Here is a 25,832-nt window from a genome sequence, read left to right as displayed (position 1 = left end):
ACTCTACGTGAAGATCGACGACAAGATCGCAGGAACGCGACGCCTCGCCCACCAACTCCAAGCCCTCGGCACGGGCCTGGTCGACCAGCCGGCCGACCAGCTCTCGATCCGATACGTGGTCCTGCCCGGCAGTCCGCCGGGTGCGCCCTCGCCGGCTGTTATCGGTCTAGCCTGCCTGCCCTGTCTCGCAGGTAGCGCTGTTCGGGAAGGCTCGTGGTACGCCGGGCCGCCAGCCGGTAGTTCTCTTGCGCGGCAGTGTGCTCGCCGGCCAGCTCCTGCAGGTGGGCGCGCACGGCGTAGAGGCGGTGGTGACGAGTGATCCGGGGCTCGCCGTCCAGGCTTTCCAGCAGTTCGAGCCCGGCCTGGGGCCCGCGGGTCATCGCGACCGCGACGGCGTGGTTGAGCGTGACCATCGGGTTCGGCGCGATCCGAGTGAGGATTCCGTACAGGATGCGGATCTGTTCCCAGTCGGTGTCCTCGGCTCGCGGCGCCTGGACGTGCAGCGCGGCGATCGCCGCCTGAAGCTGGTAGGGGCCGAGGGGTGAGGCGGACATGGCGGCGGTGACCAGCGCGGCGCCCTCTTCGATCATGACGGCGTCCCACCGGTTCCGGTCCTGCTCGGCCAGTGGCACGAGGGCGCCGTCCGCGCCGATGCGGGCCGCGCGGCGGGCGTCGGTCAGCAGCATCAGCGCCACAAGCCCGGCGACCTCCCCGTCATCCGGCAAGGACCGGTGCACCATCCGGGCGAGCCGGATCGCCTCCGTGGTGAGCTCGCCGCGATGCAGGTCGGGGCCGGAGCTGGCGGTGTAGCCCTCGTTGAAGATCAGGTAGAGCACGTGCAGGACGGCGTCCAGCCGTCCGGCCCACTCCTGGGCGCTCGGCATCTCGAACGAGGCGCCGACGGCTTTGATCCGTTGCTTGGCGCGGCTGATCCGCGGCGCCATGGTGGCCTCCGGCATGAGGAAGGCCCGCGCCACCTCGGCGGTGGTGAGGCCGCCGACGGCGCGCAGCGTGAGCGCCACCTGGGAGGCGGGCGTCAGCGCCGGGTGGCAGCACAGGAACAGCAGGGTGAGGGTGTCGTCGTGGTCGCCCGGGCCTTCGTCGCCAGGGGCTGGCGCGAGGCCGGCGTCCGGCGCCTCCCGTACCGCCGCGGTGCTCTCCCGGCGGCGGCGGGCGTGCTCGCTGCGTATCTGGTCGATCAGGCGGCGGGAGGCGACGGTCACCAGCCAGGACCGCGGGCTTTCCGGTACGCCCTGGGCAGGCCACTGCATCGCGGCGGCGAGCAACGCCTCCTGCACCGCGTCCTCGCACTCCTCGAACCCGCCGTACCGGTGCAGGAGCACGCCGAGGACCTGCGGCGCCAGTTCGCGCAGCAGGTCCCCGAGGCGTTCGGACACGCTCACATCTCCATCCCGGCCGAGTCCATCAGCGGCCGTACCTCCACGCCGCCGACCTGACCGCCCGGTATCAGGGTGGCCAGTTCCACGGCACGCTCCCGGCTCTCGCAGTCCACCACGTACTGGCCGGCGACATGATCCGGGGTCTGCAGGTAGGGGCCCTCGGTCACCGTCACCACGCCGCCCCTGTCTCTGATGACGGCGCTGATGGAAGGATCGGCGAACGCGTGGGCACTGATCAGTTCCCCTGTTTGCCCGGCCGCGGCCAGGAAGTCCTCATGGTCGAACCCTTCCCCCGGCGGGTCCGCCGCGTTCAGGTAGAGATTCAGCAGGAACTTCACCGTGTGCTCAGTCGTCCGCCGTGCCCGCGTAGACCACCGGCCACACCTCGATGCTCAGCCCCTCGACGCCGGCGTCCGGAATGAGCGCGGCCAGCTCCAGGGCACGCTCCCTGCTGTCGCACTCCACCAGGTAGTAGCCGCCGAGGTACTCCTTGGCCTCGAGGTAGGGCCCGTCCGTCACCGCCGGGACGCCGCCCCGGACCCTGACCACGGTGCTCTGCGAGGGGTCGGCCAGCGCGGCGGTGCTGATCATCTCCCCGGACTTCCTGATGATGTCCATGAACGCGCCGTGGCCGCTCATCACCTCGCTGCGCTCCTCCTCGGTCAGCGCATCCCAGATCTGCGGGTTGCTGCGCATGATCAACAGAAATTTCATGTCGTCTCCTTCGATGGTCGGGCGGCACCCTCCAGGCGCCGTTCACCATGGAGTCGACGCCGGTGCCGCATCTTTGCGGTACCGGACCGCAAGGATCTCCCCGCTGTTCCGACTACCTCCCCGAAAGGGCGCCCAGCCTGGGCGTTCCGTCAGAAGTTACTTGTCGGCTTCCCGAGGAGGATGCATGTCGCAGCAGTTGAGGGTGCAGTGTTTCAACGTGTCGCGGGACGGGTTCGGTAGCGGTGAGGGGCAGAGCCTGGATCGGCCCTTCGGCCACGCGGACCCCGCCCCCCTTTGGTCCTGGGCGGGCGCCACCGCCAGCTGGGTGAACCGCACCGACCCCGGCGGCACCCGCGGCCTGGACGACTACCTGACCCGCGATCACACCCGCAACATAGGAGCGGAGATCATGGGGCGTAACAAATTCGGCCCCCAGCGTGGCCCCTGGGAGAACCACGAGTGGCGGGGATGGTGGGGAGACACCCCGCCGTTCCACACACCGGTCTTCGTGCTCACCCACCACGAACGCCCGTCGTTCACCCTGGCCGACACCACCTTCCATTTCCTCGACGCGACACCGGCCGAGGCGCTGGCACGCGCGAGGCGGGCCGCCGACGGCCGGGATGTGCGCCTCGGCGGGGGAGTCGCCACCGTCCGCGAGTTCATCGAGGCCGACCTGGTCGACACGATGCACATCGCCGTCGCGCCCGTCGACCTCGGTCGAGGCGAACGGCTGTGGGAGAGCCACACCGACCTGCTCGACCGCTTCCACCTTGAGACAGTACCGAGCCCCAGCGGAGTCACTCACCTCCTGTTCTGGAGACGATGACCACTGACCCCGCACGATCGTACGCACATGCCGCGATGAGCGCGTACCTGCCCGTCGACCCCAGCACGGGCAGGTCATCAGTCCCGCTGGGCCACCCTGCCCGTGCGGGACTGTACGGTTTTCGGCTCTGTCTCTCTTTCGGTGGTGACGGAACGCCCCGATGCGTCACGGTGAGTCATGCATGATGTCGACGAGCTGGTGAGTGTGGTGTTCGCGGGGTTATCGCCGCTGGTCGTGGAGAATGTGGTGGACGAGCGAACGGATTCGGGTACAGGCGCGAACCCCGGACGGCTCCGTCGCCTGCCCTGGCTGCGGTGCCGAGACCGCACGCGTGCACGGTTATCACGAGCGGAACGTGGCCGATGTCCCGATCGACGCACGCCGCGTGTTCGTGGCGGTGCGGATCCGCCGCCTGATATGCCCGACGCGAGGCTGCCGTCCCGACCCCAACCCCCGATATTCCGACATCGACCCCGCCACCCTCGCCGCCGTGACCATCCGGGTCCACCGCCGTGCCGATGCCCTGATCATCGATGTGTGGGACACCGACCCCACCCGACACCACGCCACCTGACCCCCACATGAGTGCCGTGGACGCCCGGTCAGCCATGATCCGGATCTGTACAAGGAGCGCAACACGGCAGAGCGTTGCATTAACCGGATCAAAGAGTGGCGTGGGCTGGCCTTCCGCTTCGACAAGACTCCCGCCAGCTACCTTGCCGGACTCCATTTACGCGGAGCTATTTTGTGAATCCGAAGCCTTCAACCCGTCTGAAGATCTGATGTCCGTGCAGGCCCGAGGTGCGCATCCAACCGATCATTTCGTCGGCCAGGCGTACTCGAACTCGGGCAGTTCAAAACCCTGGGGGAAACGGCACATCCGCTCGTCCGTGCGGCGTGCGCCGTGTCGTTCGTAAAAGGCGATGGCGCGCGTGTTCGCACTGAGCACCTCCAGATAGATCTCCCTGCCGGGGTGCTCGTTCGCCGCCCACGTCAGCCCTCGCCGCAGCAATTGCGTTCCGATGCCTGAGCCAGTGCTCCCCGGCTGCACGTGGAGGTTGTCGAGCAGGATTCGCCCATCGGGAGCCGGAAGCAGGTAGACAAAGCCAAACAGCTCTCCGTCGTCGTCATGCGAGACGATCAGCCCCGATCCCCGCACTGGCGAAGACAGCCGTTCCTGCCACAGCGCCAGCTGATCGTCGGTCAGGGGTCCGTTCAGGAAGCTGTCGGGCATGATCCCCGCATACGCCGAACGCCAACTGTCCACGTGCAGAGCAACGATAGAGACAACATCATCGATTTCGCCGTTTCTTGTCTGCATGGCGCAGAGCATCCCATACGGGAACGGGCTGGGACGCGGGACGCCCTGACGTCCAGCGATGACCTACCAAGCTGAGTAGTCCGCGCTGAACAACCTCATGATCTAAACCTCAGACAGGCCCTAGAGGCACCCGCGGACCGTACCGGGCACGTGGGTGGACCTCAGGCGCGGCACACCGGCCGGGCGGCCGAGGTCAGCTGTCGAGCTCCAGGAAGGGCAGCTCGGCCCTCGTCGGCAGGCCCTGCCAGTCGCTGGGCCCCGACGAGGCGAAGGCCGCGAGCAGGCCGCCCCGGCGCAGCCGGTCGGCCGGGTGGAGACCTTCCAGCAGCGCGCTGAGATAGCCCGCGACGAAGGCGTCCCCGGAACCGTTCGGGTCGACCACGGGCGCGGAGAGGCTGGCGGCGTCGTGGCGGACTCCGTCGACCCGTACGCTCGCCCCCCGGGCGCCGCGCGTCACGATGACCTCGCGGTCCCCGGTGAGCGCGGGCTTGACCAGGTCGAGCTCGGTCTGCCGGACGAACAGCACGTCGGCGGAGCAGGCCAGCACGCTGAGGATCTCCTCGGCCTCGCGCAGGTCGGGCCAGAGCTGGTCGTGGTAGTCGATCGCCACCGAGACCGCGACCCCGGCGGTCCGCGCGGCGCGTACGGCGGCGTGCATGGCGTCGCGCGCGCTCAGCGCGGCGGTGATCCCGCTGACGTGCAGGACGCGGGAGGCCGCGATCCGGTCCACCGGGACGTTCCCCTGGGCCAGCCTGACGCCGGTGCGGTAGTACGTGATCCTGGCCGCCTGGCCGAGTCTCGACTCCTTCAGGAGGATTCCGGTCGGGGACCCCTCGTCCACCCGGGCGTCGGAGACGTCCACGCCCTCGCCGCGCAGCGCGGTGAGGATCCTGGCCCCCAGCTCGTCGCCGCCGACCTTGCCCAGCCAGCCCACCCGGTGGCCGAGCCGGGACAGCCCGACCGCGACGGTGAACTCGGCTCCGGCGACGTCCAGCCTGGCCTCGTGCTCGTGGCGGATCCGGCCGCTGGTGACGACGCCGAACGCCTCACCGAGGGTGTAAACGTCCACGGCCGGTCGGGGATCAGACGATCGGCGGGCGGCCGAGGCGGAGCATGCGCCAGGCGGTGTTCCATCCCATGGGACGACGCTCGCCCGCGGGCTCGCGGAGCCCCTCGGTGAAGCCCTTGAACCAGGCGCGCAGGGCCGGCCTGGAGCGCTCGCGGGCCAGGGTCAGCACGATCCAGTTGAGGAGGTAGAGCACCGCCAGCGCCCAGGGAAGGTTGCGGCGGGCCAGCCAGACCCGGTTGCGGGCGTTGAGGCGGTAGAAGTCGGTGTGCCGGGTCGGGGGGACCTGCGGGTGGTACATGACCGTCTTGGCGTCGTACTCGATGCGGTAGCCCTCGCCGAGGAGCCGCCAGGCCAGGTCGGTCTCCTCGTGGGCGTAGAAGAAACGCTCGGGGAGCCCGCCGACCTGGAGGAAGGCCGAGCGGCGGATGGCGCACGCGCCGCCCAGGAAGGTGGTGACCGGGGAGGAGCGCTCGGGATCGCCCGCGCGCAGGCGGGGGACGTGGCGGCGCTGGCCGATGCCGCCCTCGGGATCCTTCACCCGGAAGGAGACGACCGCGAGGTCGTGCTCGGTGGAGAAGCGCTCCCGCAGGTGGGAGACGAGCCCGGTGTCGGCGTACCAGCCGTCGTCGTCGAGGAAGAGGACGACGTCGCCCGAGCACTCCTCGACGCCGCGGTTGCGGCCTGCGGGAATGCCCGCGTTGTGGTTCAGCCGCACACTTCTGATCGAGGCCGAGGACCCCGAGGGCACGGTGGCCGACAGCTCGGGGACGTCCGCGCCGTTGCCGACGATGACCACCTCGACGTCACCGTCGACCTGGTTCAGCGCGGACTCGACCGCCCGGTCCAGCTCGGGGACGCGGTTACCCATGGTGAGGATGACGCACGAGATCTTCAACGGGTCATCGTCCTGACGCGTCGAGAGCACGTACGGAGCATACTTTCATGATCACCGAGTCTGCTGGGTCGGGAATTCTGGCGGGGCAGGGGTTTCCTGGTATACCGGGGAACAAGCGTATCGGAACCGTCGGCGAACACCCACCAAACAACGGGGTGTTCGCACCTACGACGCGCCCGGACGCCATCCGGTTCCTCATGAAAGCCGCCTGGACGCCAGAATGCTGATCAGATGCAGGATCATCTGCAGCACGGCGACGATCACGCAGGCCACCACGAGGATCCTCGTCGCCGCCAGCCCGCCGTTGATCGCGTCCCAGATCGCGGCGACCACCACGAGGAGGGACAGCTCGACCGCCTGCACGATCCGGTGGAACTTCAGCGCCGCGGCCACCTTGCGCGCCATGCCCAGGCCACGTGACTGGAAGTGCTCGGCCGAGGCCTCGGTCGCCGCGACCAGCCCGGAGCGGGCGCGGGCCACGTCGACCAGGTCGGTCTCCGCCTTGATCAGGATGGCGCCGAGCGCGGCGGCGAACCCGATCACGGTGTACCAGTCGGGCAGGATCTCCGACGCCCGGAAGCCCAGCCCGATGAGGATGGCGGCCTCGGCGAAGTAGTGGCCGACCCGGTCGAGGTAGACGCCGGTGATGGAGGTGCGGCCGGTCCAGCGGGCCAGCTCTCCGTCGGAGCAGTCGAGCAGCAGGTAGAGCTGGACCAGCAGGGCCGCGAGGACGGCCGCCCAGAGCGTGGGCAGCGCGAGCACGGCTCCGGCCAGCAGGCCGGTGAGGATCATCAGCCAGGTGGTCTGGTTGGGCGTGATCGGCGTCTTGGCGAGGAACCAGGTGACGTAGATCGACAGCTTGCGCATGTAGAGAGCACCGGCCCAGTGCTCGCCGCTGTTGCGGTCCATGGTCGTGTGCGGCTGGGCCACCGCACGGAGCTCAGCGACCGACGGCCCGGACATAATCCTCCACCCGATCGCGAATCTCCGGTTCCGACAGGCGCAGGTGCTCAAGAATCGTGTAGCGGCCGGGGCGCGTGGCCGGGGCCAGCATGACCGCCTCGGTGAACTGAGCCGATGACAGCCCCACGTCGGTGGGGGTGACCGGCAGCTCGTGCCCGCGCAGGCAGTCGACGACCTGATTGAGCCTCCGCGAGTCCTCGCGGAGGAAAAAACAGAATGCGGCACCTATCCCGGCGAGCTCGCCGTGGTTGGAGGTGCCGGGAAAGAGCTGATCCACGGCATGCAGGATCTCATGGTCTCCGCCACTCGAAGGACGGGAGGAGCCGGCGACCACCATCGACATGCCCGACAGGATGAGCGCCTCGGCCAGCACGGTCAGGAACGCGTCGGACTCGATCGAGTCCGATCTGCCGATCACCGCCTCCGCCGCGGTGCGGGCCATCGCGCAGGCCAGGCCGTCGATCGGCTCCCCGCGCTCGCTCGCGCCGAGCTGCCAGTCCTCGATCGCCGAGAGGTTGCTGACCACGTCGCCGACCCCGGATCGGACCAGCGAGGCGGGCGCGTCGTGCACGAAATCGAGATCGACCATGATGGCCAGCGGCATGGGCACACCGAAGGAACCCTTGCCGCCGTCGTGCGACAGCGAGGCCACCGGCGAGCAGATCCCGTCGTGCGACAGGTTGGTGGCCACCGCCACCATCGGGATCCCGGCCAGCGACGCGGCGTACTTGGTCACGTCGATGGTCTTGCCGCCGCCGATGCCCACGACCGCCTCGTACGCCCCCTTGCGCAGGTCGGCGCCGAGCGAGATCGCCGCGTCGACCGAGCCGTCGGGCACCCGGAAGACCTGGGCCTCGCCGAGCGAGGGAGTGATCACCGAGGCGATCCTGTCTCCCTGGCCCGCGCCCACGGCCACCGCCACCCGTCCGGAGGTCGCCACCCTGCTGTCGGCCAGCAACGAGCCCAGCTGGGCGACCGCGCCCCGGCGCACCTCCATGGACAGGGGGGCCGGGAGCATCCTGGCTAGTATCGGCACGCGATCTCCCGCGCCTTGGCGAGGTCGTCGTGGTTGTCTACCTCGACCCACGGGACGTCGCCGATCGGGGCGACGGCGATCTTCTCGCCGCGGGCGACGAGCTCCTGGTAGCCGTCCTCGTAGTAGAGCTGCGGGTCACGCTCGAAGGTGGCCTGGAGGGCGTCGGCGAGACGGTCGCCGATGCCGGGACGGATGAGCGTGGCGCCGATGTACTCGCCGGCGGCGGCGGCCGGGTCCATCAACTTGGTGATCAGCCGCAGGTGGCGGTCGTCGTCGAGGGTGACCTTCATCTCCTCGTCGGCGAGCTTCTTGACGTCGTCGACCGCGAGCAGGATGTCGGTGGTCGCCGGCGCGGAGAGCAGCGTCTCCTCCACCGAGACGGGGTGCACCGTGTCGCCGTTGACCAGGAGCACGCCCTGGTCGAAGTAGTCGCGCGCGCACCACAGGGAGTAGGCGTTGTTCCACTCCTCGGCCTTGTCGTTGTGCACGAGGGTGAGCTTCACACCGTGCCGCCGTTCCAGCTCGGCCTTGCGCTCGTGTACCGCCTGCGCCTGGTAGCCGACGATGACCACGACGTCACGGAGATCGGCCGCCGCGAGGTTGCGCAGCGAGATGTCCATGATCGTGGTGTCGCCGTCGACCGGCACGAGCGCCTTGGGCAGCGTGTCCGTGTACGGCCGCAGGCGTCGTCCGGCCCCGGCGGCCAGCACCATTCCCAGCAACGTGCACTCCTCATTCGGGTGAGAGCCTCCCGGCGGGCACTCCTAGGCCCCAAAGATTAGTTGCCTTCAGACCCTGATCGTGTAATCGAGGGTTTGCCGGGCGTTCTCAATCGTGTGCGCCGAGGTCGGCCGCGTCCACCCCGAACCTCGGGGCGGCCAGCCAGCAGGTGACGCTCTCCCAGGAGAAGAGGCACCACAGGTAGAGCGAGAGCAGGGCGAACACCAGCGTGACCTGCCCGGCGAGCCCGCCCAGGGCGATCAGCAGCATCCGGCCGTCCCAGCCGAGGCCGGATGTGGCCAGCCAGGACGGCGGGTAGACCCGCTGCCTCAGCCGGTAGACGACGTCGTAGTGGTGGAAGGCCATCGCGCCGAGCAACATGAAGATCAGCCACGGCGGCACGTCGTGCGCGAAGCCCACCGAGGCCACGAAGCCGTACTCGGTGAGGCGCAGGATCGGCGGCACCAGCCAGTCGAGCCGGCCGTCGTGCGGATGGGAGCTGCCCGGCCCGGCCAGCAGCAGCGCCACCGCGGGGGCGAACACCGCCAGCCCGTCGCTGCCGGCCACGCCGACCAGCAGCAGCACCCCGGTCACGAACATCCCGACGATCGCGGGCGGTAGCGGCGGGAGTTGCCCGGCCACCAGGGCGCCCATGCCCCTCGACAGCACCCCGTCGTCCCGGTAGGCGACCACGGCGCTCCGCGGCACCGGCGCCATGTGCACAGAAATCATGATCGCACCTGCTTTTCCCCCTCGCCTGGCGGGAGATCCGTCCCGCCGGTCATGGACCCCGCCGCCTCCGGTCATCGGCTGAGCGACCTGCCCGTCCGGCCCGAGAGGATGTAGAGGGCGGCGATCCCGCCCCAGACCAGCAGCGCGACGAAGGTCACCCGGGCGTTGAAGAAGGCGGCGGTCCCCGCGATCAGGGCCATCCGCTCCCCGATGGGCAACACGATGATCTTCTTGAACCAGCGGGTGGGCGACGCCTTCTCCATGGCCCGCGAGAGCCGCAGGACCAGGTTGCCCGCGCCGGGCCCGGCACCGTCCGCGGCGGCCGCCCTTCCCAGGGGGTCCGCCCGCCCGGCACCCGCCGTCCGCCCGTCCCCGGGATCCGCCCACTCGCCTCCCGCGCCCTCACGCTCGCCTTCCGCGCCGATGACCGGTACGGCGGCCCGGCCATCGGTGCCACCACCTCCGATGCCGATGCCGATGCCGATGCCGATGTCGCCTTCGCCCTCGCTCGCGACCGGTGTCCATCCCGCGTCGGCCCCCGCGAAAGCGGCCCGCCGCTCCGGCCGTCGCGGCGGCACCGGCCGCCCCGCGTCGCCGGCCGGGTCGATCAGCGAACCCGCCGCCCTGGCCCAGGCCGCACCCACCCGGCTCGCGTCGGCACGCGCCCCCGCGTACGAGAAGTCGATCATGTGGCGGAGCATCTGCAGGATCATCGCGGACACCGCCAGCGCCCAGATGCCGTCCGGGCCGCCGCCCGCGACGTCCAGCCCGGCCGCGTACCCGATGGCGAGCCCCAGGTAGACGGCGTACTCCTTGACACGGTCGAAGGTGGCGTCCAGCCACGCCCCGAGCGGCGAGAAGGCGCGGGTGTAGCGGGCGAGCTGGCCGTCGACGCAGTCGAGCACGAACGACAGGTAGAGCAGGACCGCCCCGGCGATCAGGCCGGACCTGGTGCCCACGGAGAACCAGATCGCGGCGAGCGCGGCGAGGCCGACGGATATGCCGGTGACCGCGTTCGGCGTCAGGCCGAGCCGGGCGACCGGCTTCACGAGGTGCCTGGACCAGGAGCTCACCGCGTACGTGGCGAAGAAGCCGTCGTTGGACTTGACCGCGGCGTCCAGCCGGGCCTCATTCTCGTCGACCTCGGCCAGCCGGGGCACGGCCACGTCGGCGTCCTCCTGCTCGGTCATCCGGTCGGCGTGGAGGCGGCCGAGCCTGGCCGCGCGCACCTGGGCGCCGGAGCGGACCAGGCCGACCAGGAGCAGGCCGGGGACCTCGCCGCCGTCCATCGGGCCGAAGCCGCCCGCCTCGGCGAGCTCGGCGAGCCTCTCGGCCGTCTCGGCGAAGCCCGCGAGATCGGACACGCCGACCTGGAGCACGCCCCTGAAGGTGCCGTTGGTCTCGCCGGCCTCGTGGAAGGAGGTACCCGCGGCCACCACGGACCTGCTGTCGGTCCTGACCGGCGGGCGCGTCGGCCCCGGGTCGTCGCCCCCCTCGCTCACCAGCGCGACGGTGTCGCGGGCCGGGTGCTCCACGAGCATGGCCAGCGCCTCGGTGTGCGCCACCAGGTCACCGGCGACCACCAGCACCGGGCCGACGGACGAGCGGGCCACCTTCGCGATCCTGCGCAGATCGTCGGCGAGCCCCCTCGACCCCTCGGTCCCGATCATGTGGGTGCCGCCGGACGCGTGGATGATGTCGCTGGAACGGGCCACCACGTGCACGTCCCGTACGGGAAGCGTGGCGAGCTGGCCGGTCAGCCTGTCGAGGAGGGTCCCGCCGGAACACCGGAGGCCGGACGCCTCGGTGGTGGCGAGCACGACCGCGACCGCCTGTGAGGCGCCGGACGAGGCGATGGCGTGAGAGTCAGGCAATCCGGGCTCCTTCGTATCCGACGGGATTACCGTACGAATCGGGGAGTGCGCACTCAGCGTAGCTAGATCTTGACGGGATAGCACGGGAGCACGCCGGACGATCAAGTACGTACCCATTACGCTCGCCATATCCGAACTGTCAAAGGAATCTGATCGTGGCCGAACGTGAACCGCGTCCCCGAACCGTCGGTGTGGTCCTGGCAGGCGGCGTCGGCCGGCGCGTCGGCCACGACACGCCCAAACAGCTGCTGGAGATAGCGGGCAGGACGATCCTCGAACACACCCTCGCCCTCTTCCAGGGGGCGCCGGAGATCGACGAGATCATGGTACTGATGGCGCCCGGCTTCACCGGGGAGGTGGAGCGGATCGTCGAGCGCAACGGCTTCACGAAGGTCGGCAGGATCCTGGAGGGTGGCGCAAGCCGCCCGGAGACCACCTGGCGGGCGCTGCGGGCCCTGGGCACGCGGGAGTGCCACGTGCTGCTGCACGACGCCGTACGGCCGCTGACGGAGCCCAGGATCATCGCCGACTGCGTCGAGGCGCTGCGGACCTTCTCCGCGGTCGAGGTGGCGATCCCGAGTTCCGACACGATCGTGGTGACCTCACAGGGGCCGCACGGGGAGGTCGTCAGCGACGTCCCCGACCGCGCCGGCCTGCGCCGCGTCCAGACCCCGCAGTGCTTCCGGCTCTCGGTGATCCGCGAGGCGTACGAGCGCGCCTTCGCCGATCCCGGCTTCGGCGATCGGCCGCCCACCGACGACTGCGGCGTGGTGCTGCGCTACCTGCCCGACGTGCCGATCCACGTGGTGCCGGGCAGCGAGCGGAACATGAAGGTCACGCACCCGGTGGACCTCTTCGTCGCCGACGGGCTCCTCAGGCTCGCCGCGAGCGACGTCCCCGCCCGCTCCGACGCCGCCCTGCGCGAGGCGCTGGAGGGCAGGACCGTGGTGGTCTTCCGCGCGGACGACGGCGCCGGCGCCGAGGTGGCGCGACTGGCCGGGCACCACGGCGCCCGCGTGTTCCCCTTCTCCGGACTTTCCGGACCCTCCGGACCCTCCGGACCCTCCGGACCACCGGGCCTCCCGCGGCCGGCGGACTCCCCCGGAACACCGGGCTCCGCGAAAACGTCCGATTCCTCGAAAACGCCGGGTCTCCCAGGGGCGGCGGACTCCTTCGGAAGGCCGGGCTCCCCCGAGGCGCCGCGCCTTCCCGGCATCCCGGACGGGGTGCGCGTCGACGACCCCCGGGCGGTGGCCGACGCGCTCGCCCGGGTCGTGAAGGAGACGGGCGGGATCGACTACGTGGTCGGCGCGGCGGGCGCGCCGCCCCCGGGCAGGCTCGACGCGGTGGACGACGCCGCGATAGCCGGCACCGTGAACGCGGACCACCTGGGCCCCGTCACCGTCGCCAGGGCGGCCCTCCCCCACCTTCGCGAGACGCGGGGACAGCTGCTGTTCCACTCCCCCCCACCCGCCCGGGACGGGGCGGGCGAGGGCCTGCGCTCCTTCGCGGGAGCCGCCGTGGCCGGCCTGACCCGGGCCCTCGCGGAGGAGTGGGCGGAGTACGGGGTGCGGGTCAACTGCGTGGATCCCGGGCGGGCCGGAGCCACGACGCCGCCGGGCCCGTCCTCCCCGTACACCGTCGCCCGCACCTCGCTGGACGTGCTCGCCTCCGGCGTCACCGGTCAGGTGGTCGACGCCCGTCCCTGACGGGTGAGCGCCCCCGGCGGGGTCAGCCGCCCGCGCGGCCGGGCTTGCCGAGTCTTCTCGGGCTGGTCAGGAAGCCCCAGCCCCACGACATGTGCATGGTGACGTAGACGAGCGGCAGCCGGACGAGCGCCGGGGCGGGCAGGCCGCTGCCGGTGATCGCGGAACCGGCCAGGATCGCCACCAGGTAGCCGCCGGGGATCAGCAGTCCCGGCCAGAGGAACGGGGAGACCAGCAGGCCCGCCAGGATGGCCAGCACGGCCAGGGGAGGCGCCAGGTAGCGCAGGTTGATCGTGCCCTCGTGGGTGCGGGCGACCACCCTGCGCCAGCGGCCGTAGTGGAAGTACTGCTTGGCGAGGGCCCTGAGGTCGGGCCTCGGCCGGTAGGAGACGCGCATCCGGGGCTGGAACCAGACCAGGCCGCCCGTCTCGCGGATGCGGTGGTTCATCTCCCAGTCCTGGGCCCGCTGGAAGTGCTCGTCGTAGCCGCCGACCCGCTCCAGCGCGGCGCGGCGGAACACGCCGAGGTAGACCGTGTCGGCCGGGCCCGCGGTGCCGCCGGTGTGGAACCGGGCGCCGCCGACGCCGATCTTGGACGTCATCGCGCGGGCCACGGCCTGCTCGAACGGCGTGACGCCCTCGGCCGCCATGACGCCGCCCACGTTGTCGGCGCCGGTCTCCTCAAGGGTCTCCACCGCGACCTGGAGGTAGTCGTCGGGGAGCATCGCGTGGCCGTCCACCCTGGCGATGATCGCGTTGCCGGACGCGGCGATGGCCGCGTTGAGCGCGTTGGGAGTGCGGCCGGTCGGGTTGGGGACGACGACCACGCGGGGGTCGTCGGCCGCGATCTCGTCGGCGACCTCCTGGGTACGGTCGCGGGAGGGGCCGATCGCGAGCACGACCTCGATCGGTCCCGCGTACCGCTGCGACAGCACCTGACGCACCGCCTCCCGCAGATGGCGCTCCTCGTTCAGCACCGGGATGACGATGGAGATGGGGGGCCAGACACGCGTCTCGGAAGACGACGCCGGCGCGGGCGAGTCGGGGAACTGCTTCATGGCGTCGCTCACGCTACTGTACGAACGGGTACCTCATCGACCCAGCTGGAGCCTAGGGGGCCATGCATGCGCGACCCGGAGGAGGATTCGGGTGTGCACGTGGGCGGTGACGCCTACGGAAGCGTCCGGGTGGAACCGATGAACCCGAGGCGCGATCGCAGGTCGGCGAGGGGCGCCCGCACCAGGCGGCGTGGCCTCGTGATCGCCGGCGCGCTCTCCTGCCTGGTCCTGGGCAGCTCCGGGGTGACGTGGGCGCTGACCAACTACGCCACGACGAAGATCAAGGCGGTCGACGCCGGGGTCCCGGGGTCGCGGTCGAGCACCGGCGCCATGAACATCCTGGTGGTCGGCGTCGACAAGCGCGACGACCTCACCCGCAAGCAGCAGAACCAGCTCAAGCTGGGCCGCGAGAGCGGCGAGCGCACCGACACCATGATGGTGATCCACGTGTCGGAGGACCACCGCAGGGTCACCGTGGTCAGCCTCCCCCGCGACACCTGGACGACGGTCCCCGGCAAGGGCCTGCACAAGATCAACGCCGCCTACCAGCTCGGCGGCCCGAAACTCGCGACGCGCACGGTGCAGACCGCCACGGGCCTCACCCTCCACCACTACGTCGAGGTCAACGTGCTGGGGTTCATCGAGGTGGTCGACGCGCTCGGCGGGATCTCGGTCTGCACACCGGTCCCGATCAACGACCCGAAGACCGCGCTCGACCTGGCGCCGGGCACCTACTCCTTCGACGGCGTCAAGGCCCTTGCCTACGCCCGCACCCGCGCCACCGCCCGCTCCGACCTCGACCGCATCGACCGCCAGCAGCAGGTGATCTCCGCGCTGCTGAACCAGGCGCTCAGCGGCGAGACGCTGACCAACCCGGTCAGGCTCGCCTCGTTCGTCGACACGACCCTCGACACGATCCGGGTGGACGACGCGCTCCGCGGGGACCTGCTCGGCCTGGCCGACCAGCTCAAGGACGTCTCCACCGACGACGTGACCTTCGCCACGGTCCCGCTCGCGGACGTCGACTACAAGACGCCGACCGGCGAGTCCGCCGTGCTCTGGGACAAGGAGGCGGCCAAGGAGCTGTTCCGCAGGATCGCCGCCGACGAGACGCTCGTCAAGCCCGCCAAACCCGCCAAGGCCACGCCCACCCCGACGGCCTCCCCCTCGGCTCCCGCGCTCACCGTCGCGCCCTCGCGGATCGCCCTCACGGTGCTCAACGGCACCATGATCACGGGGCTGGGCGCGCAGACCAGGGCGGAGCTGCAGAGAGTCGGCTTCCTGGTGCCCGAGGTCGCCGGCAACACCCCGCAGAAGAACTTCGACAAGACCGTCATCCGGTACGGCCCCGGCCGCGAGGACTCGGCACGCACCGTCGCCGCCGCGCTGCCCGGGGCGGACCTGCGCCCGCTGGAGAGCCTCGGCGACAAGATCGAGGTGGTCGTCGGCCGGAAACACGCGCCGGCGAAGAAGGTCACCGTGAAGGAGACGGCCGCCTCTCCCACCCCGACCGCTACCCCCGCCACAACTCCGACAGCAAGAACAGCAACGGACAATATCTGCAAAAAGTGAGCTACGTGCATAACAACCTTCTGTCAGGGCAACTGAAAAGGCACGGAGGTGATGATCGTGATCTCAACATTCGATGTTCGGACATGGCGCAGTGGCCCCTGTGTGGTCGTACGGGCGACGGGCGATCTCGACATGGCCGTGGCTCCCCGGTTGCGCGCGGAAATCGACCGCGCCCTCGACAGCGCCCTCGACGGCGCCGGAAACCCGAACCTGGTGATGGATCTGACGGGCGTGCCGTTCTGCGACTCGGTGGGGCTGGGAGTCCTCGTGGGCACGCTCACCCGGCTCAAGGAGGCCCACGGCCGCCTCATGCTGGTGGTGAGTCCCGGCATGATCACCCACCTGTTGACGATCACGAATCTCGACCGGCACTTCGAGACGCGGGACAGCCTGCGCGAAGCGCTCGACGCCATGGCCCCGAGCCACTCCCCGGGCTGACCCCGCCCAGTTCAGACCCGCTTTCCCACCCGGCTCAGCACCCTCTTCCCTCACCGGGGAACCACCCTCACCACACCCTCGCGGCCCGCCGGGGACACGGCTACAAAGCTGTTTCCTGGAATAGCTGGCACATATCCAAGTTGGCATCTACACTTCGCTTCGAAGCTACACGATCACGGAAAGCGATGGTTCGCACCGTTAGGGAGTATCGTGGCTTCAGGTCGTCCACCCCCTTCGTGCCCGTACGGCGCGACCAGGGAGGCGACGAGCTGAGGCCAGGCGTCCGAGCGACACCCCCTGGCCGGATACGTACATTCACGTGAGCCTGCAGGGAAGTGGGCGATGAACGCACTTCAACTCACGAGCGAGCACGCGAACGACTTCGCGGTCATCACGGTGGCCGGTGAGCTCGACCTCGCCACCAGGCCGGACCTGTCGGCCTTCACCCGGGACGTCATCGACGCCCGCCCCGGCACGGTCATCATCGACCTCGCCGGTGTCACCTTCATCGACGCATGCGGCCTGAGCGCGCTGATCGCCGTCAAACGGCACGCGCGCGAACAGGGCACGCCCCTGCTCCTCGCCGGAGCCCCACCCGTGGTGCTCAAGCTGCTGAGACTCACCAACCTCGACGCGTCCTTCACCGTGATCTCCCGCTCGGGAGCGATGAGCCCTCCGCCGGGCTGTTCCGAGGCCGCCTCACACGTCCAGGCGGCCTCCCCTCTCGCCGACCGTTAGAAGTCCGCCTCACACGTCCAGGCGGCCTCCCCCCCTCGCCGACCGTTAGAAGTCCGCCCCCACACCCCGCCGCCCGGCCCCACGGAGACCACGTCCGGGGGCCGCCCGGATCAGGCCGACTCCCTGATCATCAGGGTCGGCTCGAAGATCCGTGAGGTCACCGGATGGTCCGGGTGCTCGATGTGGGTCAGCAGCAGCCGTCCCATCTCCGCGGCCATGTCCTCGACGGGATGGCGGACGGTGGTGAGCGGCGGGCGGCAGGCCAGCGCCGCACTGCTGTCGTCGAAGCCCACCATGGCCACGTCGCCGGGCACGCTGCGCCCGTGCTGGCGCAGCACCAGCAGGGCCCCCTGGGCCATCAGGTCGTTGGCCGCGAAGACGCCGTCGATGTCGGGGTGCTCGGCGAGCAGCCGTTCCATCGCCACCTCGCCACTGGGGAGGGTGAAGTTGCCCTCGGCGCAGGGGATGTAGGGATGGCCGTGGACGGCCATCGCCTCCTGGAAGCCCGCCAGGCGGTCCTGGCTGGCCGGGACGTCGAGCGGGCCGGAGATGGTCGCCAGCCTGCGGCAGCCCCGGGCGACGAGATGGTCGGCGGCCAGCTTGCCCCCGGCCCGGTGCCCGACGTCGACGTAGCTGATCGGGATCGGCCTGGCCGGTCTGGCGAAGAGCACGGCGGGCAGCGAGGCGTCGGCGAGCAGCTTGGGCAGCGTGTCCTCGGTGCTGATGGAGACCAGGATGGCCCCGTCGACGTTGCCCCGGCGCAGGTAGGTGATGACCTGGTCGCGGGTCTCCGGGGTGTCGGCGAACATCAGGATCGGATAGATGCCCAGCGGGCGCAGGAAACCGACGACGCCCCCGGCCACGCGCCCGAAGAACGGATCGGCGAAGACGTGGCCGGGAAACGGGCTCTCCTCGCTGCTGCCCGCCCCGGAGACGATCAGGGCGATCGTCCCCGTGCGACGGGTGACCAGTGACCGCGCGGCCTGGTTGGGAACGTAGCCGGTGAGGGCGATCGCCTGCTTGACCTTCTCCTGGATCGCGAGATCGACATTGCGAATCCCGTTGATCACACGCGAGACCGTGGCGCGGGAGACTCCCGCCGCCCGCGCCACATCCTCCAAGGTGGGGGGTGCCGACACTCGCGGTAGGCCTTCGCTCATAGGGCTTTTATAGCACAGCGAGAGAGCGCTCTCCCGAGGCTTCTCGCGGGGTCGGCGGCTCCGTACCGAGAAGCACCGCGGCGCTCAGCGGCAGGTCGGCGGCCGAACGTCCGGCCAGCACCGTGAAGGCGCCCTCCTCGGCCCGCCAGGCGTGATCCTCGGCCGACCAGTGCTGGAAGGCCCGTGCCGGGACGTCCACTGTGACCTCGACGACCTCGCCAGGCCCCGCGTCGGCGAGGGCGTAGCCGGCCAGCCAGCGCGCGGGACGGGCCACGCCCGTCTCCGGCCGGGACAGGTAGACCTGGACGACCTCGCGCCCGGCGCGCTCACCGGTGTTGCGCAGCCGTACCCGGACGGACGGCGAGCTCTCCGGAGAGACCTCCCAGGGCACCGAGATGTCCTCGTAGGACCAGGACGTGTATCCGAGCCCGTGCCCGAACCAGTACGCGGGCGGCGCGGGCCGCCGCAGCCAGGCGCGGTAGCCGATGTCGAGACCCTCGGAGTAGGCGAGCGTCCCGTCCTCGGGGACGGTGGAGACGAGCGCCCTGTCGGCCCAGGTCGTGGGCAGCCGGCCACCGGGCTCGGCACGGCCGAACAGGACGTCGGCGAGGCCGTGCCCCGCCTCCTGCCCGGGGAACCAGCTCAGGAGCACGGCCGGCACCTCCTCGCGCCACGGCAGGACCATGGGGCCCCCGGAGTTGACGACCACGACGGTCGCCGGGTTGGCCGCGGCCACCGCGCGGACCAGCTCGTCCTGGCGTCCCGGCAGGTCCAGGTGCGTACGGTCGGCACCCTCGTTCTCGATCTCCTCCGTGGAGCCGACCACGACGATGACGGCGTCGCAGGTACGGGCGAGCTCGACCGCGGCGGCCAGCTCCGCCTCGTCGGCGCGCCGGGGCGGGTCCGCGGCCAGGACCGAGGCGATCCCGCTGTCGGGATCGAGCCGCCGCCGGGAGACGAGCTCCACGTCCCGGCCCGCCGTCACGGGGAACCGGGCGCGCCGGTAGGGCGGGGACAGGTGCACGGTGGCGGGGTCGTCGGTGTCACGCTCCACCTCCTCGTCGACCAGGACACGGCCGTCCGCCTCCAGGAGGACGTGCCCCCATCCGGCGACGGCCAGCTCCCAGAGGCCGTCCACCTCCGGGCTCAGCAGGGCCCGGATCTCGACGACGGCGGCGACGTCGATCCGCGCGGGTTCCAGGATGCGGCCGGTCAGCCGATGCTCTGCGTGGATCTCCGCCCCGGTGGCGTCCAGCAGCCGGACCAGGACTCCGGGTTCGCCGGTCAGGGGGTTGCGGGCGTTGTCCGTGCCCAGCGGGGTCGGCCGGTCGTCGAGGTGCGGGCCGGGGCTGTGGAACACCTCCGCCGTACCGGACAGCGCCTCTCGGATGCCGTCGAGAGGGGACACGACAGACATGGGGTACACGCCCGCGCTGCCGCCCCCCTGGATCCGGGCGGCGGCGGCGTTCGGCCCGAGCACGGCGACCCTGCGCAGGCGCGAGGGATCGAGGGGAAGCAACGAGTCCTCGTTGCGCAGGAGCACGGTGCTCGCGGCGACGGCCCGGCGCAACAGCGCGCGGGCGGAGCCGTGCTCCTGCGGCCCGGCGTCGCCTTCCCGTTCGGCGGAGCCCGCGAGGTCCAGCGCGCCGACCCGGGAGGCCAGCCTGAGCAGGCGCCGGACCTTGTCGTCGATCGCGGCCTCCGGCACCTCGCCCGCGCGCACCGCGGCGACCAGCGCCTCTCCCCAGGCGCCCTCCGGTCCCGGCATCGCGAGGTCCTGCGCGGCGCGGGCGGCGGGAGCGGTGGAGCGGACGCCTCCCCAGTCCGACACGACCACCCCGTCGAACCCCCACGCCTCCTTGAGCGGGTCGGCCAGGAGAGGGCTCTCCGACATCGTGGCCCCGTTCACCCCGTTGTAGGCGGACATGACGACCCAGACGCCCGCCTCCACCACGGCCTCGAACGGCGCCAGGTACAGCTCGCGCAGGGTCCGCTCGTCGACGCGGGCGTCGAGGGTGAGCCGCTCGGTCTCGGAGTCGTTGGCGACGTAGTGCTTGGCGGTGGCCGCCACCCCGCCCGCCTGGATGCCGCGGACGCAGGCGACGCCGATCCTGCCGGTCAGCAGGGGGTCCTCGGAGTAGCACTCGAAGTGGCGCCCGCCGAGCGGCGAGCGGTGCAGGTTGAGCGTCGGGGCGAGCAGGACGTCCACGCCCTTGCGCCGCGCCTCGGCGGCGAGCAGCCCGCCCAGCAGCTCCACCAGGTCGTCGTCCCAGGTCGCGGCGAGTGCGGTCGCGGAGGGCAGGGTCAGGGAGGTGCTCCGCTCGTCCCAGCCCTCCCCGCGCACGCCGACCGGGCCGTCGGAGGTGACCATGGCCCGCAGCCCGATGCCCGGCTCGGCGTAGGTGGACCACACGGTCGCCCCGGTGAGCAGCCGCACCTTACGCTCCAGGTCCAGCTTCTCCACCAATCGGTCGAGCTCGTCGATGCTCACGTGGTTTCCCTTCGCTGTCGGAGAGCGCTCTCCAGTACGTCACGGCGGCCCCGCGCTGTCAATGTCCGGGAAATGGCCGGGTGCGGACACACCGGGGCCGTGCCGATGAAAGCACGTGCCCGGGAAAAGCACGTGCCCGGCCCCGGCCCGCGGGTGCCGGAGTCCGGGGCACCCGAGGCCGGAGCCGGGCACATGCGGTCAGGGAAGCTCGAAGTTCTCGGTGAGGGCGGCGCCGCGGTGCGGCTTGTACAGGTCGTAGCCGCGCGGGTTGCACTGGAGTCCACCGTTGATGCAGTGGGTCACCAGGGCGTCGAGGATGGCGGGGTTGTCCCAGGCGTTGAAGAAGTCGTAGTGCCAGGTGTAACCGCGCCCGCTGGCCAGCCGCGCCTGTGACAGGTCACCGCTGGCGGGGAAGGCGATCTTGAACTCCAGCATCGGCACCGCCACCGGGTGACTGGCCGGGCAGTAGCCGCCGACGGGGTAGGCCATGTGGCTCTTGTGGTTGGCGCTGTCGAGGTTGACGCCGTCCCAGCAGCTCGGCGCCTGGTAGCGGACGTTCACCTGGCTGCCCGCCACGCAGGACGTCGGGATGTCCCAGCTCTTGGAGATGTCGCCGCACTCGAAGCCCTCGACGGCGCCGGGGGAGTCGCGGAACTCGGCCAGCGTCGCGGTCGGGCTGCCGACGACGAAGCGCAGGCTCTGCGGGAAGGGCTGCACCTCCCAGTAGTTGAGGATGCCGGACTTGTAGTAGATGACCTGGTTGCCGGTCGGCTCGATCAGCTGGTTGCCCTTGTAGAAGCTCGGGAACCAGTAGGCCGACCTGTCGTGCGGGTTGGTGCACGAGGTGCCGCCGCCGAGAAGCGAGGACGCCGTGCTGCTCGCGTTGGTCGTCCTGTTGCCGACGAAGGTGTGCATGTGCGAGGCGCCGGGCAGTCCCGGGTAGATGATCGGGTCGTCGGGCCGGTTCGCCGTCGGGGAGCAGTTGGCCTGGAACTCGTGGTGCGTGACCTCGTCGGTGAACGTCGGCCTCGGCCTCGGGGTGTTCCCGGCGCCGCCGGTGCCGTACACCTTGAACTCCCACAGCGAGTAGCCGTAGCCGGTGCCCCTGGCGGTGCCGTACATCCGCACGTACCGGCCGGAGCCCGAGACGTTGAGGGTCTGGGTGCCGCCGGCGCCGGTGGTGGTGGAGTAGACGTCCGTCCACGACGAGCCGTTGGCCGAGGTCTGGATCTTGAACGCCTTGCCGTACGCGCCTTCCCAGTTGAGGACGACCTGGGAGACCGTCGCGGTGGCGCCCAGGTCGACCTGGATCCACTGGGGATCGGCGGCGGCACTGGACCACCGGGTCCCGGTGCTGCCGTCGAAGGCGGCTCCGGCGCCGTACCCGCCTCCCTCCGAGGAGGAGGCGGTCGCGGGCCGGCTCTGGGAGATCAGGCCGTCCGCCGCGCTGGCCGGGGAGATGATCGCCAGGCCGGCCGCGACCAGCGCGGTGAGTGTGGCGGCGACCAGTCCCAGGCGGAATCTGACGGGACTTCGGGATGGGCGCATTGCCTCTCCTTCAGTGGGGGGTGGCCGTTGGGAACGGCATAGGGAGAGCGCTCTCCTATGAGGTTGATCCTCCCTGTTGCGAATTGTCAAGACGGCAGCCAACCCAATCTGAAACCCGCCGTTCACGTCACCGATACAGAGACGCGCCCCCTCCCCTACCGCCCACGCGTCAGCGGACGTGCGAGAAGATGGGCTTTGAAGGGATATGTCCGCTGGGAAGAAGTTTCCGGTGCGTGAGCAGCGCGTTTCAACCTCGGGCAAAGAAGGGCCTTGACACCGCTCGATCTCCGGGAGCACCCTCGGTTACGGAGAGCGCTCTCCCCCCTCGCCGTCCCCTGGCGGGCATCCCCCTTTCGAGGAGAGATCGTGTATCCAGCTCGTAGTTCGGGCCGCTTCCGGTTAGGCCTGGTCATCGCCGCTCTGGCGGCACTGGTCCTTTCCGGGCTGGCACTCACCAGCCCCGCGTCCGCGGCCGACGGCCTGCTGTCCCAGGGCAAGACGGCGACGACCTCGTCATCCGAGGGCGCCGGCTACGTCGCGTCGTTGGCGGTCGACGGAAACCTGACGGGAACCCGGTGGGCCAGCGCGTTCAGCGACCCGCAGTGGCTCCAGGTGGACCTCGGCGAGACGGCCACGATCAGCCGGGTGGTGCTGACCTGGGAGGCCGCGTACGGCAGGGCCTTCAAGATCCAGACCTCGGCCGACGCCTCCTCCTGGACCGACGTCTACTCCACCACCACCGGCACCGGCGGCACCCAGACCCTGGACGTGACCGGCTCCGGCCGGTACGTGCGGATGCACGGCACCACCCGGGGCACCGGCTACGGCTACTCGCTGTGGGAGTTCCAGGTCTACGGCAGCACGGGCGGCCCCCAGGAACCGGAGGAGCCCGAGGAGCCCGGCACCTGGACCGAGGTGTGGAAGGACGACTTCAACGGTTCGGCCGGCACCTCCCCCTCGGCCGCCGACTGGATCCTGCGCACCGGCACCTCCTACCCCGGCGGTGCCGCGAACTGGGGCACCGGCGAGGTCGAGACCATGAGCGCCTCGACGGCGAACGTCTACCTCGACGGCACCGGCAACCTGAACATCAAGGCGATCAAGGACGGCGCGGGCAACTGGACCTCCGGCCGGATCGAGACCCAGCGCACCGACTTCGCGCCGCAGCCGGGCGAGCTGCTCAGGTTCAGCGCCCGGCTCAAGCAGCCCGACGTCGCGAACGCCCTGGGCTACTGGCCCGGCTTCCGCGCGACCGGCGCCGCCTACCGGGGCAACTACAACAACTGGCCGTCGGTCGGCGAGACCGACATCATGACCGGCGTCAACGGCCGCAACCAGCTGGCCAACACCCTGCACTGCGGCACCGCGCCCGAGGGTGTGTGCAACGAGTACAACGGCCGCACCAGCGGTTTCGCCACCTGTGACGGCTGCCAGACCGGCTACCACGAGTACGCCCAGGTCATCGACCGCACCAAGACCGACGAGGAGATCCGCTTCTACCTCGACGGCAGGCAGACCTGGGTCGTCCGCCAGAGCCAGGTCGGCGTCACGGCGTGGAGGGCTGCCCTGCACCACGGCTTCTACCTCCGCCTCGACCTGGCCATCGGCGGCTCGCTGCCCAACGCGCTCGCGGGAACCACGACGCCGACCGCCGCCACCACCTCCGGCGGCGTGCTGAGCGTGGACCGGATCTCGGTCGCCAGGCAGGCCGGTACCGTCCCCGCCGCGATGACCGACCCGGCGACCCCGGCCGGGCCGAGCATCGTCAGGGTGACCGGTTCACAGGGCAACTGGCAGCTCCAGGTCAACGGCGCCCCGTACCAGCTCAAGGGCCTGACCTACGGCCCGCCGCAGGCCGCGGCCGACGGCTACATGCGCGACCTCAAGAACATGGGCGTCAACACGATCCGCACCTGGGGTGTCGACGACGTCAACACCCCGGTGCTGCTCGACAGGGCCGCCCAGCAGGGCATCAAGGTCGTCGTCGGGCACTGGCTCAACCAGGGCGCCGACTACGTCAACGACACCGCGTACAAGACCAGCGTGAAGAACGAGATCGTCGCCCGCGTCAACGCCCTCAAGAACCGCCAGGGCGTGCTCATGTGGGACGTCGGCAACGAGGTCATCCTCACCATGCAGGACCACGGCCTGCCGGCCGACGTGGTCGAGCAGCGGCGGGTGGCGTACGCGAAGTTCGTCAACGAGGTCGCGCAGGCGATCCACGCCGCCGACCCCAACCACCCGGTCACCTCCACCGACGCCTACACCCAAGCATGGACCTACTACAAGGCCCACTCCCCCGCCCTCGACCTGCTCGCGGTCAACTCCTACGGCGCCATCCACACGGTCAAGCAGGACTGGATCAACGGCGGGTACACCAAGCCGTACATCGTCACCGAGGCCGGGCCCGACGGCGAGTGGGAGGTGCCCAACGACGTCAACGGCGTCCCCACCGAGCCGACCGACCTGCAGAAGCGGGACCAGTACACCGCCAGCTGGAACGCGATCAAGGGTCACACCGGTGTCGCGCTCGGCGCGACCGAGTTCCACTACGGCCTGGAGAACGACTTCGGCGGGGTGTGGCTCAACACCACCACCGGCGGCTGGCGCAGGCACGGCTACCACTCGCTCAAGGCGGCCTACACCGGACAGCCCTCCGCGAACACCCCCCCGGAGATCACCTCGATGACGGTCGGCTCGCAGACCGCCGTCCAGGCCGGGAAGACCTTCACCGTCGAGGTCGCCGCGACCGACCCGAACAGCGACCTGATCCGCTACAACCTGATGTTCAGCAACAAGCACATCAACGGCAACCGCGGCTTCGACAACGTCAGGTTCACCCAGACCGGCCCCGGCAGGTTCACGGTGACCGCACCGGAGCAGATGGGCGTGTGGAAGGTGTACGTGTACGCCTTCGACGGGCACGGCAACGCGGGCATCGAGCAGCGGTCGTTCCGCGTCGTCCCGCCGACGGTCGCCGGGACCAACGTGGCGCTCGGCAAGCCGACCACCGCCTCCTCCTACCAGGCGACCGGCGACGGCGGCCCGTTCACCCCCGGCCGGGCCACCGACGGCAGCTTCACCTCCCGCTGGGCCAGCGAGTGGGCCGACCCGCAGTGGATCCAGGTGGACCTCGGCGCGACCACCGCGATCAGGCACGTCCAGCTCGGCTGGGAGGCCGCGTACGGCAGGGCGTACCAGATCCAGACCTCGACCAACGGCACGACCTGGACCAACGTCCACACGACCACGACCGGCGACGGCGGGTTCGACTCCGTCGACCTCAACGCGTCGGCCAGGTACGTCCGGGTGAACCTCACCCAGCGCGGCACGGCGTACGGCTACTCCCTCTGGGAGTTCGGCGTCTACAGCTAGTTCCTCGTGTGAACCCGATCGACGGTACTGCTCTCACGGCGTCCGGCCCGCAACGGAGCCGCAGGTGCGAGTGACAGCCCGTTCTGGGAACACGCCGCCCGGGTCAATTGACCCGGGCGGCGTGTCACCGACCTCCTCCCGGAAGCCCTTCGGAGCTCCTCCCGAAAGCCCTTCGGAGGCTGTCAAGCCCTGAA

21 protein-coding genes and 2 pseudogenes are annotated in these 25,832 nt (G+C 70.6%); 8 read left to right on the top strand and 15 right to left on the bottom strand.

The window, feature by feature from the left end; genetic code table 11:
- Positions 1-158: 158 nt before the first annotated feature.
- From OG587_RS14260 to OG587_RS14250, 3 genes are read right to left on the bottom strand one after another with little or no spacing between them, the layout of a single operon-like run.
- Positions 159-1,397, bottom strand: a complete 1,239-nt coding sequence (locus OG587_RS14260) for an RNA polymerase sigma factor (protein ID WP_443075570.1) — start codon at positions 1,395-1,397, stop codon at positions 159-161.
- 2 nt (positions 1,398-1,399) lie between these two features.
- Positions 1,400-1,738 (bottom strand): YciI family protein, encoded by a 339-nt coding sequence (locus tag OG587_RS14255; RefSeq protein WP_329090448.1) that lies wholly within the window; start codon positions 1,736-1,738, stop codon positions 1,400-1,402.
- 7 nt (positions 1,739-1,745) lie between these two features.
- Positions 1,746-2,114 (bottom strand): YciI family protein, encoded by a 369-nt coding sequence (locus tag OG587_RS14250; protein ID WP_329090447.1) that lies wholly within the window; start codon positions 2,112-2,114, stop codon positions 1,746-1,748.
- A gap of 184 nt (positions 2,115-2,298) precedes the next feature.
- On the opposite strand from OG587_RS14250, the gene OG587_RS14245 reads away from it, so the two are divergent.
- The 3 genes and pseudogenes from OG587_RS14245 to OG587_RS14235 form a co-directional block, all read left to right on the top strand.
- The gene (locus tag OG587_RS14245; RefSeq protein WP_329090445.1) at positions 2,299-2,943 is read left to right on the top strand and encodes a dihydrofolate reductase family protein; all 645 of its coding nucleotides are present in this window, start codon (positions 2,299-2,301) and stop codon (positions 2,941-2,943) included.
- A gap of 177 nt (positions 2,944-3,120) precedes the next feature.
- A pseudogene (locus OG587_RS14240) lies at positions 3,121-3,382 on the top strand (transposase family protein); the annotation flags it as partial.
- A 153-nt stretch (positions 3,383-3,535) separates the two neighbouring features.
- Positions 3,536-3,694, top strand: a pseudogene (locus OG587_RS14235) (IS5-like element ISMt1 family transposase); the annotation flags it as partial.
- Positions 3,695-3,760: 66 nt separating this feature from the next.
- Here the strand turns inward: OG587_RS14235 and OG587_RS14230 are convergent.
- The 8 genes from OG587_RS14230 to OG587_RS14195 form a co-directional block, all read right to left on the bottom strand.
- Positions 3,761-4,264, bottom strand: coding sequence for a GNAT family N-acetyltransferase (locus OG587_RS14230; RefSeq protein ID WP_329090443.1), 504 nt, complete (start codon positions 4,262-4,264; stop codon positions 3,761-3,763).
- Positions 4,265-4,457: 193 nt separating this feature from the next.
- A complete protein-coding gene (locus OG587_RS14225; protein ID WP_329090441.1) occupies positions 4,458-5,333 on the bottom strand; it encodes a sugar kinase in 876 nt (291 codons plus the stop codon).
- A 13-nt stretch (positions 5,334-5,346) separates the two neighbouring features.
- Complete coding sequence (locus OG587_RS14220; protein WP_329093855.1) at positions 5,347-6,228, bottom strand: glycosyltransferase family 2 protein; 882 nt, start codon at positions 6,226-6,228, stop codon at positions 5,347-5,349.
- A gap of 195 nt (positions 6,229-6,423) precedes the next feature.
- Positions 6,424-7,191: a CDP-alcohol phosphatidyltransferase family protein gene (locus tag OG587_RS14215; protein WP_329090440.1), complete on the bottom strand. Its 768-nt coding sequence runs from the start codon at positions 7,189-7,191 to the stop codon at positions 6,424-6,426.
- Positions 7,169-8,209 (bottom strand): iron-containing alcohol dehydrogenase family protein, encoded by a 1,041-nt coding sequence (locus tag OG587_RS14210; protein WP_329093854.1) that lies wholly within the window; start codon positions 8,207-8,209, stop codon positions 7,169-7,171. Before OG587_RS14210 ends, OG587_RS14215 begins: the two co-directional genes overlap by 23 nt.
- 5 nt (positions 8,210-8,214) lie before the next feature.
- Positions 8,215-8,949, bottom strand: coding sequence for a phosphocholine cytidylyltransferase family protein (locus OG587_RS14205; RefSeq protein WP_329090438.1), 735 nt, complete (start codon positions 8,947-8,949; stop codon positions 8,215-8,217).
- A gap of 106 nt (positions 8,950-9,055) precedes the next feature.
- Positions 9,056-9,679, bottom strand: a complete 624-nt coding sequence (locus tag OG587_RS14200; protein ID WP_329090436.1) for a DUF5941 domain-containing protein — start codon at positions 9,677-9,679, stop codon at positions 9,056-9,058.
- A 71-nt stretch (positions 9,680-9,750) separates the two neighbouring features.
- Positions 9,751-11,553, bottom strand: coding sequence for a CDP-alcohol phosphatidyltransferase family protein (locus OG587_RS14195; protein ID WP_329090435.1), 1,803 nt, complete (start codon positions 11,551-11,553; stop codon positions 9,751-9,753).
- A 155-nt stretch (positions 11,554-11,708) separates the two neighbouring features.
- On the opposite strand from OG587_RS14195, the gene OG587_RS14190 reads away from it, so the two are divergent.
- Positions 11,709-13,262, top strand: a complete 1,554-nt coding sequence (locus OG587_RS14190; protein ID WP_329090433.1) for an SDR family oxidoreductase — start codon at positions 11,709-11,711, stop codon at positions 13,260-13,262.
- A gap of 22 nt (positions 13,263-13,284) precedes the next feature.
- On the opposite strand, the gene OG587_RS14185 is transcribed toward OG587_RS14190, so the two are convergent.
- Positions 13,285-14,316, bottom strand: coding sequence for a glycosyltransferase family 2 protein (locus tag OG587_RS14185; protein ID WP_329093852.1), 1,032 nt, complete (start codon positions 14,314-14,316; stop codon positions 13,285-13,287).
- Positions 14,317-14,382: 66 nt separating this feature from the next.
- Between OG587_RS14185 and OG587_RS14180 the strand changes: the two genes are divergently transcribed.
- The 3 genes from OG587_RS14180 to OG587_RS14170 all read left to right on the top strand — a co-directional run bounded on the left by OG587_RS14180 (position 14,383) and on the right by OG587_RS14170 (position 17,064).
- The gene (locus OG587_RS14180) at positions 14,383-15,888 is read left to right on the top strand and encodes an LCP family protein (RefSeq protein WP_329090432.1); all 1,506 of its coding nucleotides are present in this window, start codon (positions 14,383-14,385) and stop codon (positions 15,886-15,888) included.
- A gap of 57 nt (positions 15,889-15,945) precedes the next feature.
- Positions 15,946-16,326 carry an STAS domain-containing protein gene (locus OG587_RS14175; protein WP_329090430.1) on the top strand — a complete coding sequence of 127 codons (381 nt, stop codon included), beginning with the start codon at positions 15,946-15,948 and terminating at the stop codon, positions 16,324-16,326.
- 342 nt (positions 16,327-16,668) lie between these two features.
- Positions 16,669-17,064: an STAS domain-containing protein gene (locus OG587_RS14170; protein ID WP_329090428.1), complete on the top strand. Its 396-nt coding sequence runs from the start codon at positions 16,669-16,671 to the stop codon at positions 17,062-17,064.
- 110 nt (positions 17,065-17,174) lie between these two features.
- Here OG587_RS14170 and OG587_RS14165 read toward each other — a convergent pair whose 3' ends face one another.
- From OG587_RS14165 to OG587_RS14155, 3 genes are all read right to left on the bottom strand, one after another.
- Complete coding sequence (locus tag OG587_RS14165; protein WP_329090426.1) at positions 17,175-18,224, bottom strand: LacI family DNA-binding transcriptional regulator; 1,050 nt, start codon at positions 18,222-18,224, stop codon at positions 17,175-17,177.
- Between the two features lie 7 nt (positions 18,225-18,231).
- Entirely contained in the window at positions 18,232-20,715 is a 2,484-nt protein-coding gene (locus OG587_RS14160; RefSeq protein WP_329090424.1) for a glycoside hydrolase family 3 C-terminal domain-containing protein, read from the bottom strand.
- Between the two features lie 198 nt (positions 20,716-20,913).
- Positions 20,914-22,263, bottom strand: coding sequence for a DUF1996 domain-containing protein (locus OG587_RS14155; protein WP_329090421.1), 1,350 nt, complete (start codon positions 22,261-22,263; stop codon positions 20,914-20,916).
- Positions 22,264-22,629: 366 nt separating this feature from the next.
- Here OG587_RS14155 and OG587_RS14150 point away from each other — a divergent pair, with 366 nt between their 5' ends.
- The gene (locus OG587_RS14150; protein ID WP_329090419.1) at positions 22,630-25,638 is read left to right on the top strand and encodes a galactose-binding domain-containing protein; all 3,009 of its coding nucleotides are present in this window, start codon (positions 22,630-22,632) and stop codon (positions 25,636-25,638) included.
- Positions 25,639-25,832 lie beyond the last annotated feature (194 nt).

The sequence above is a fragment of the Streptosporangium sp. NBC_01469 genome (assembly GCF_036227305.1).
Lineage (GTDB): Bacteria > Actinomycetota > Actinomycetes > Streptosporangiales > Streptosporangiaceae > Streptosporangium.
This window is presented reverse-complemented; position numbering and strand designations above follow the sequence as displayed.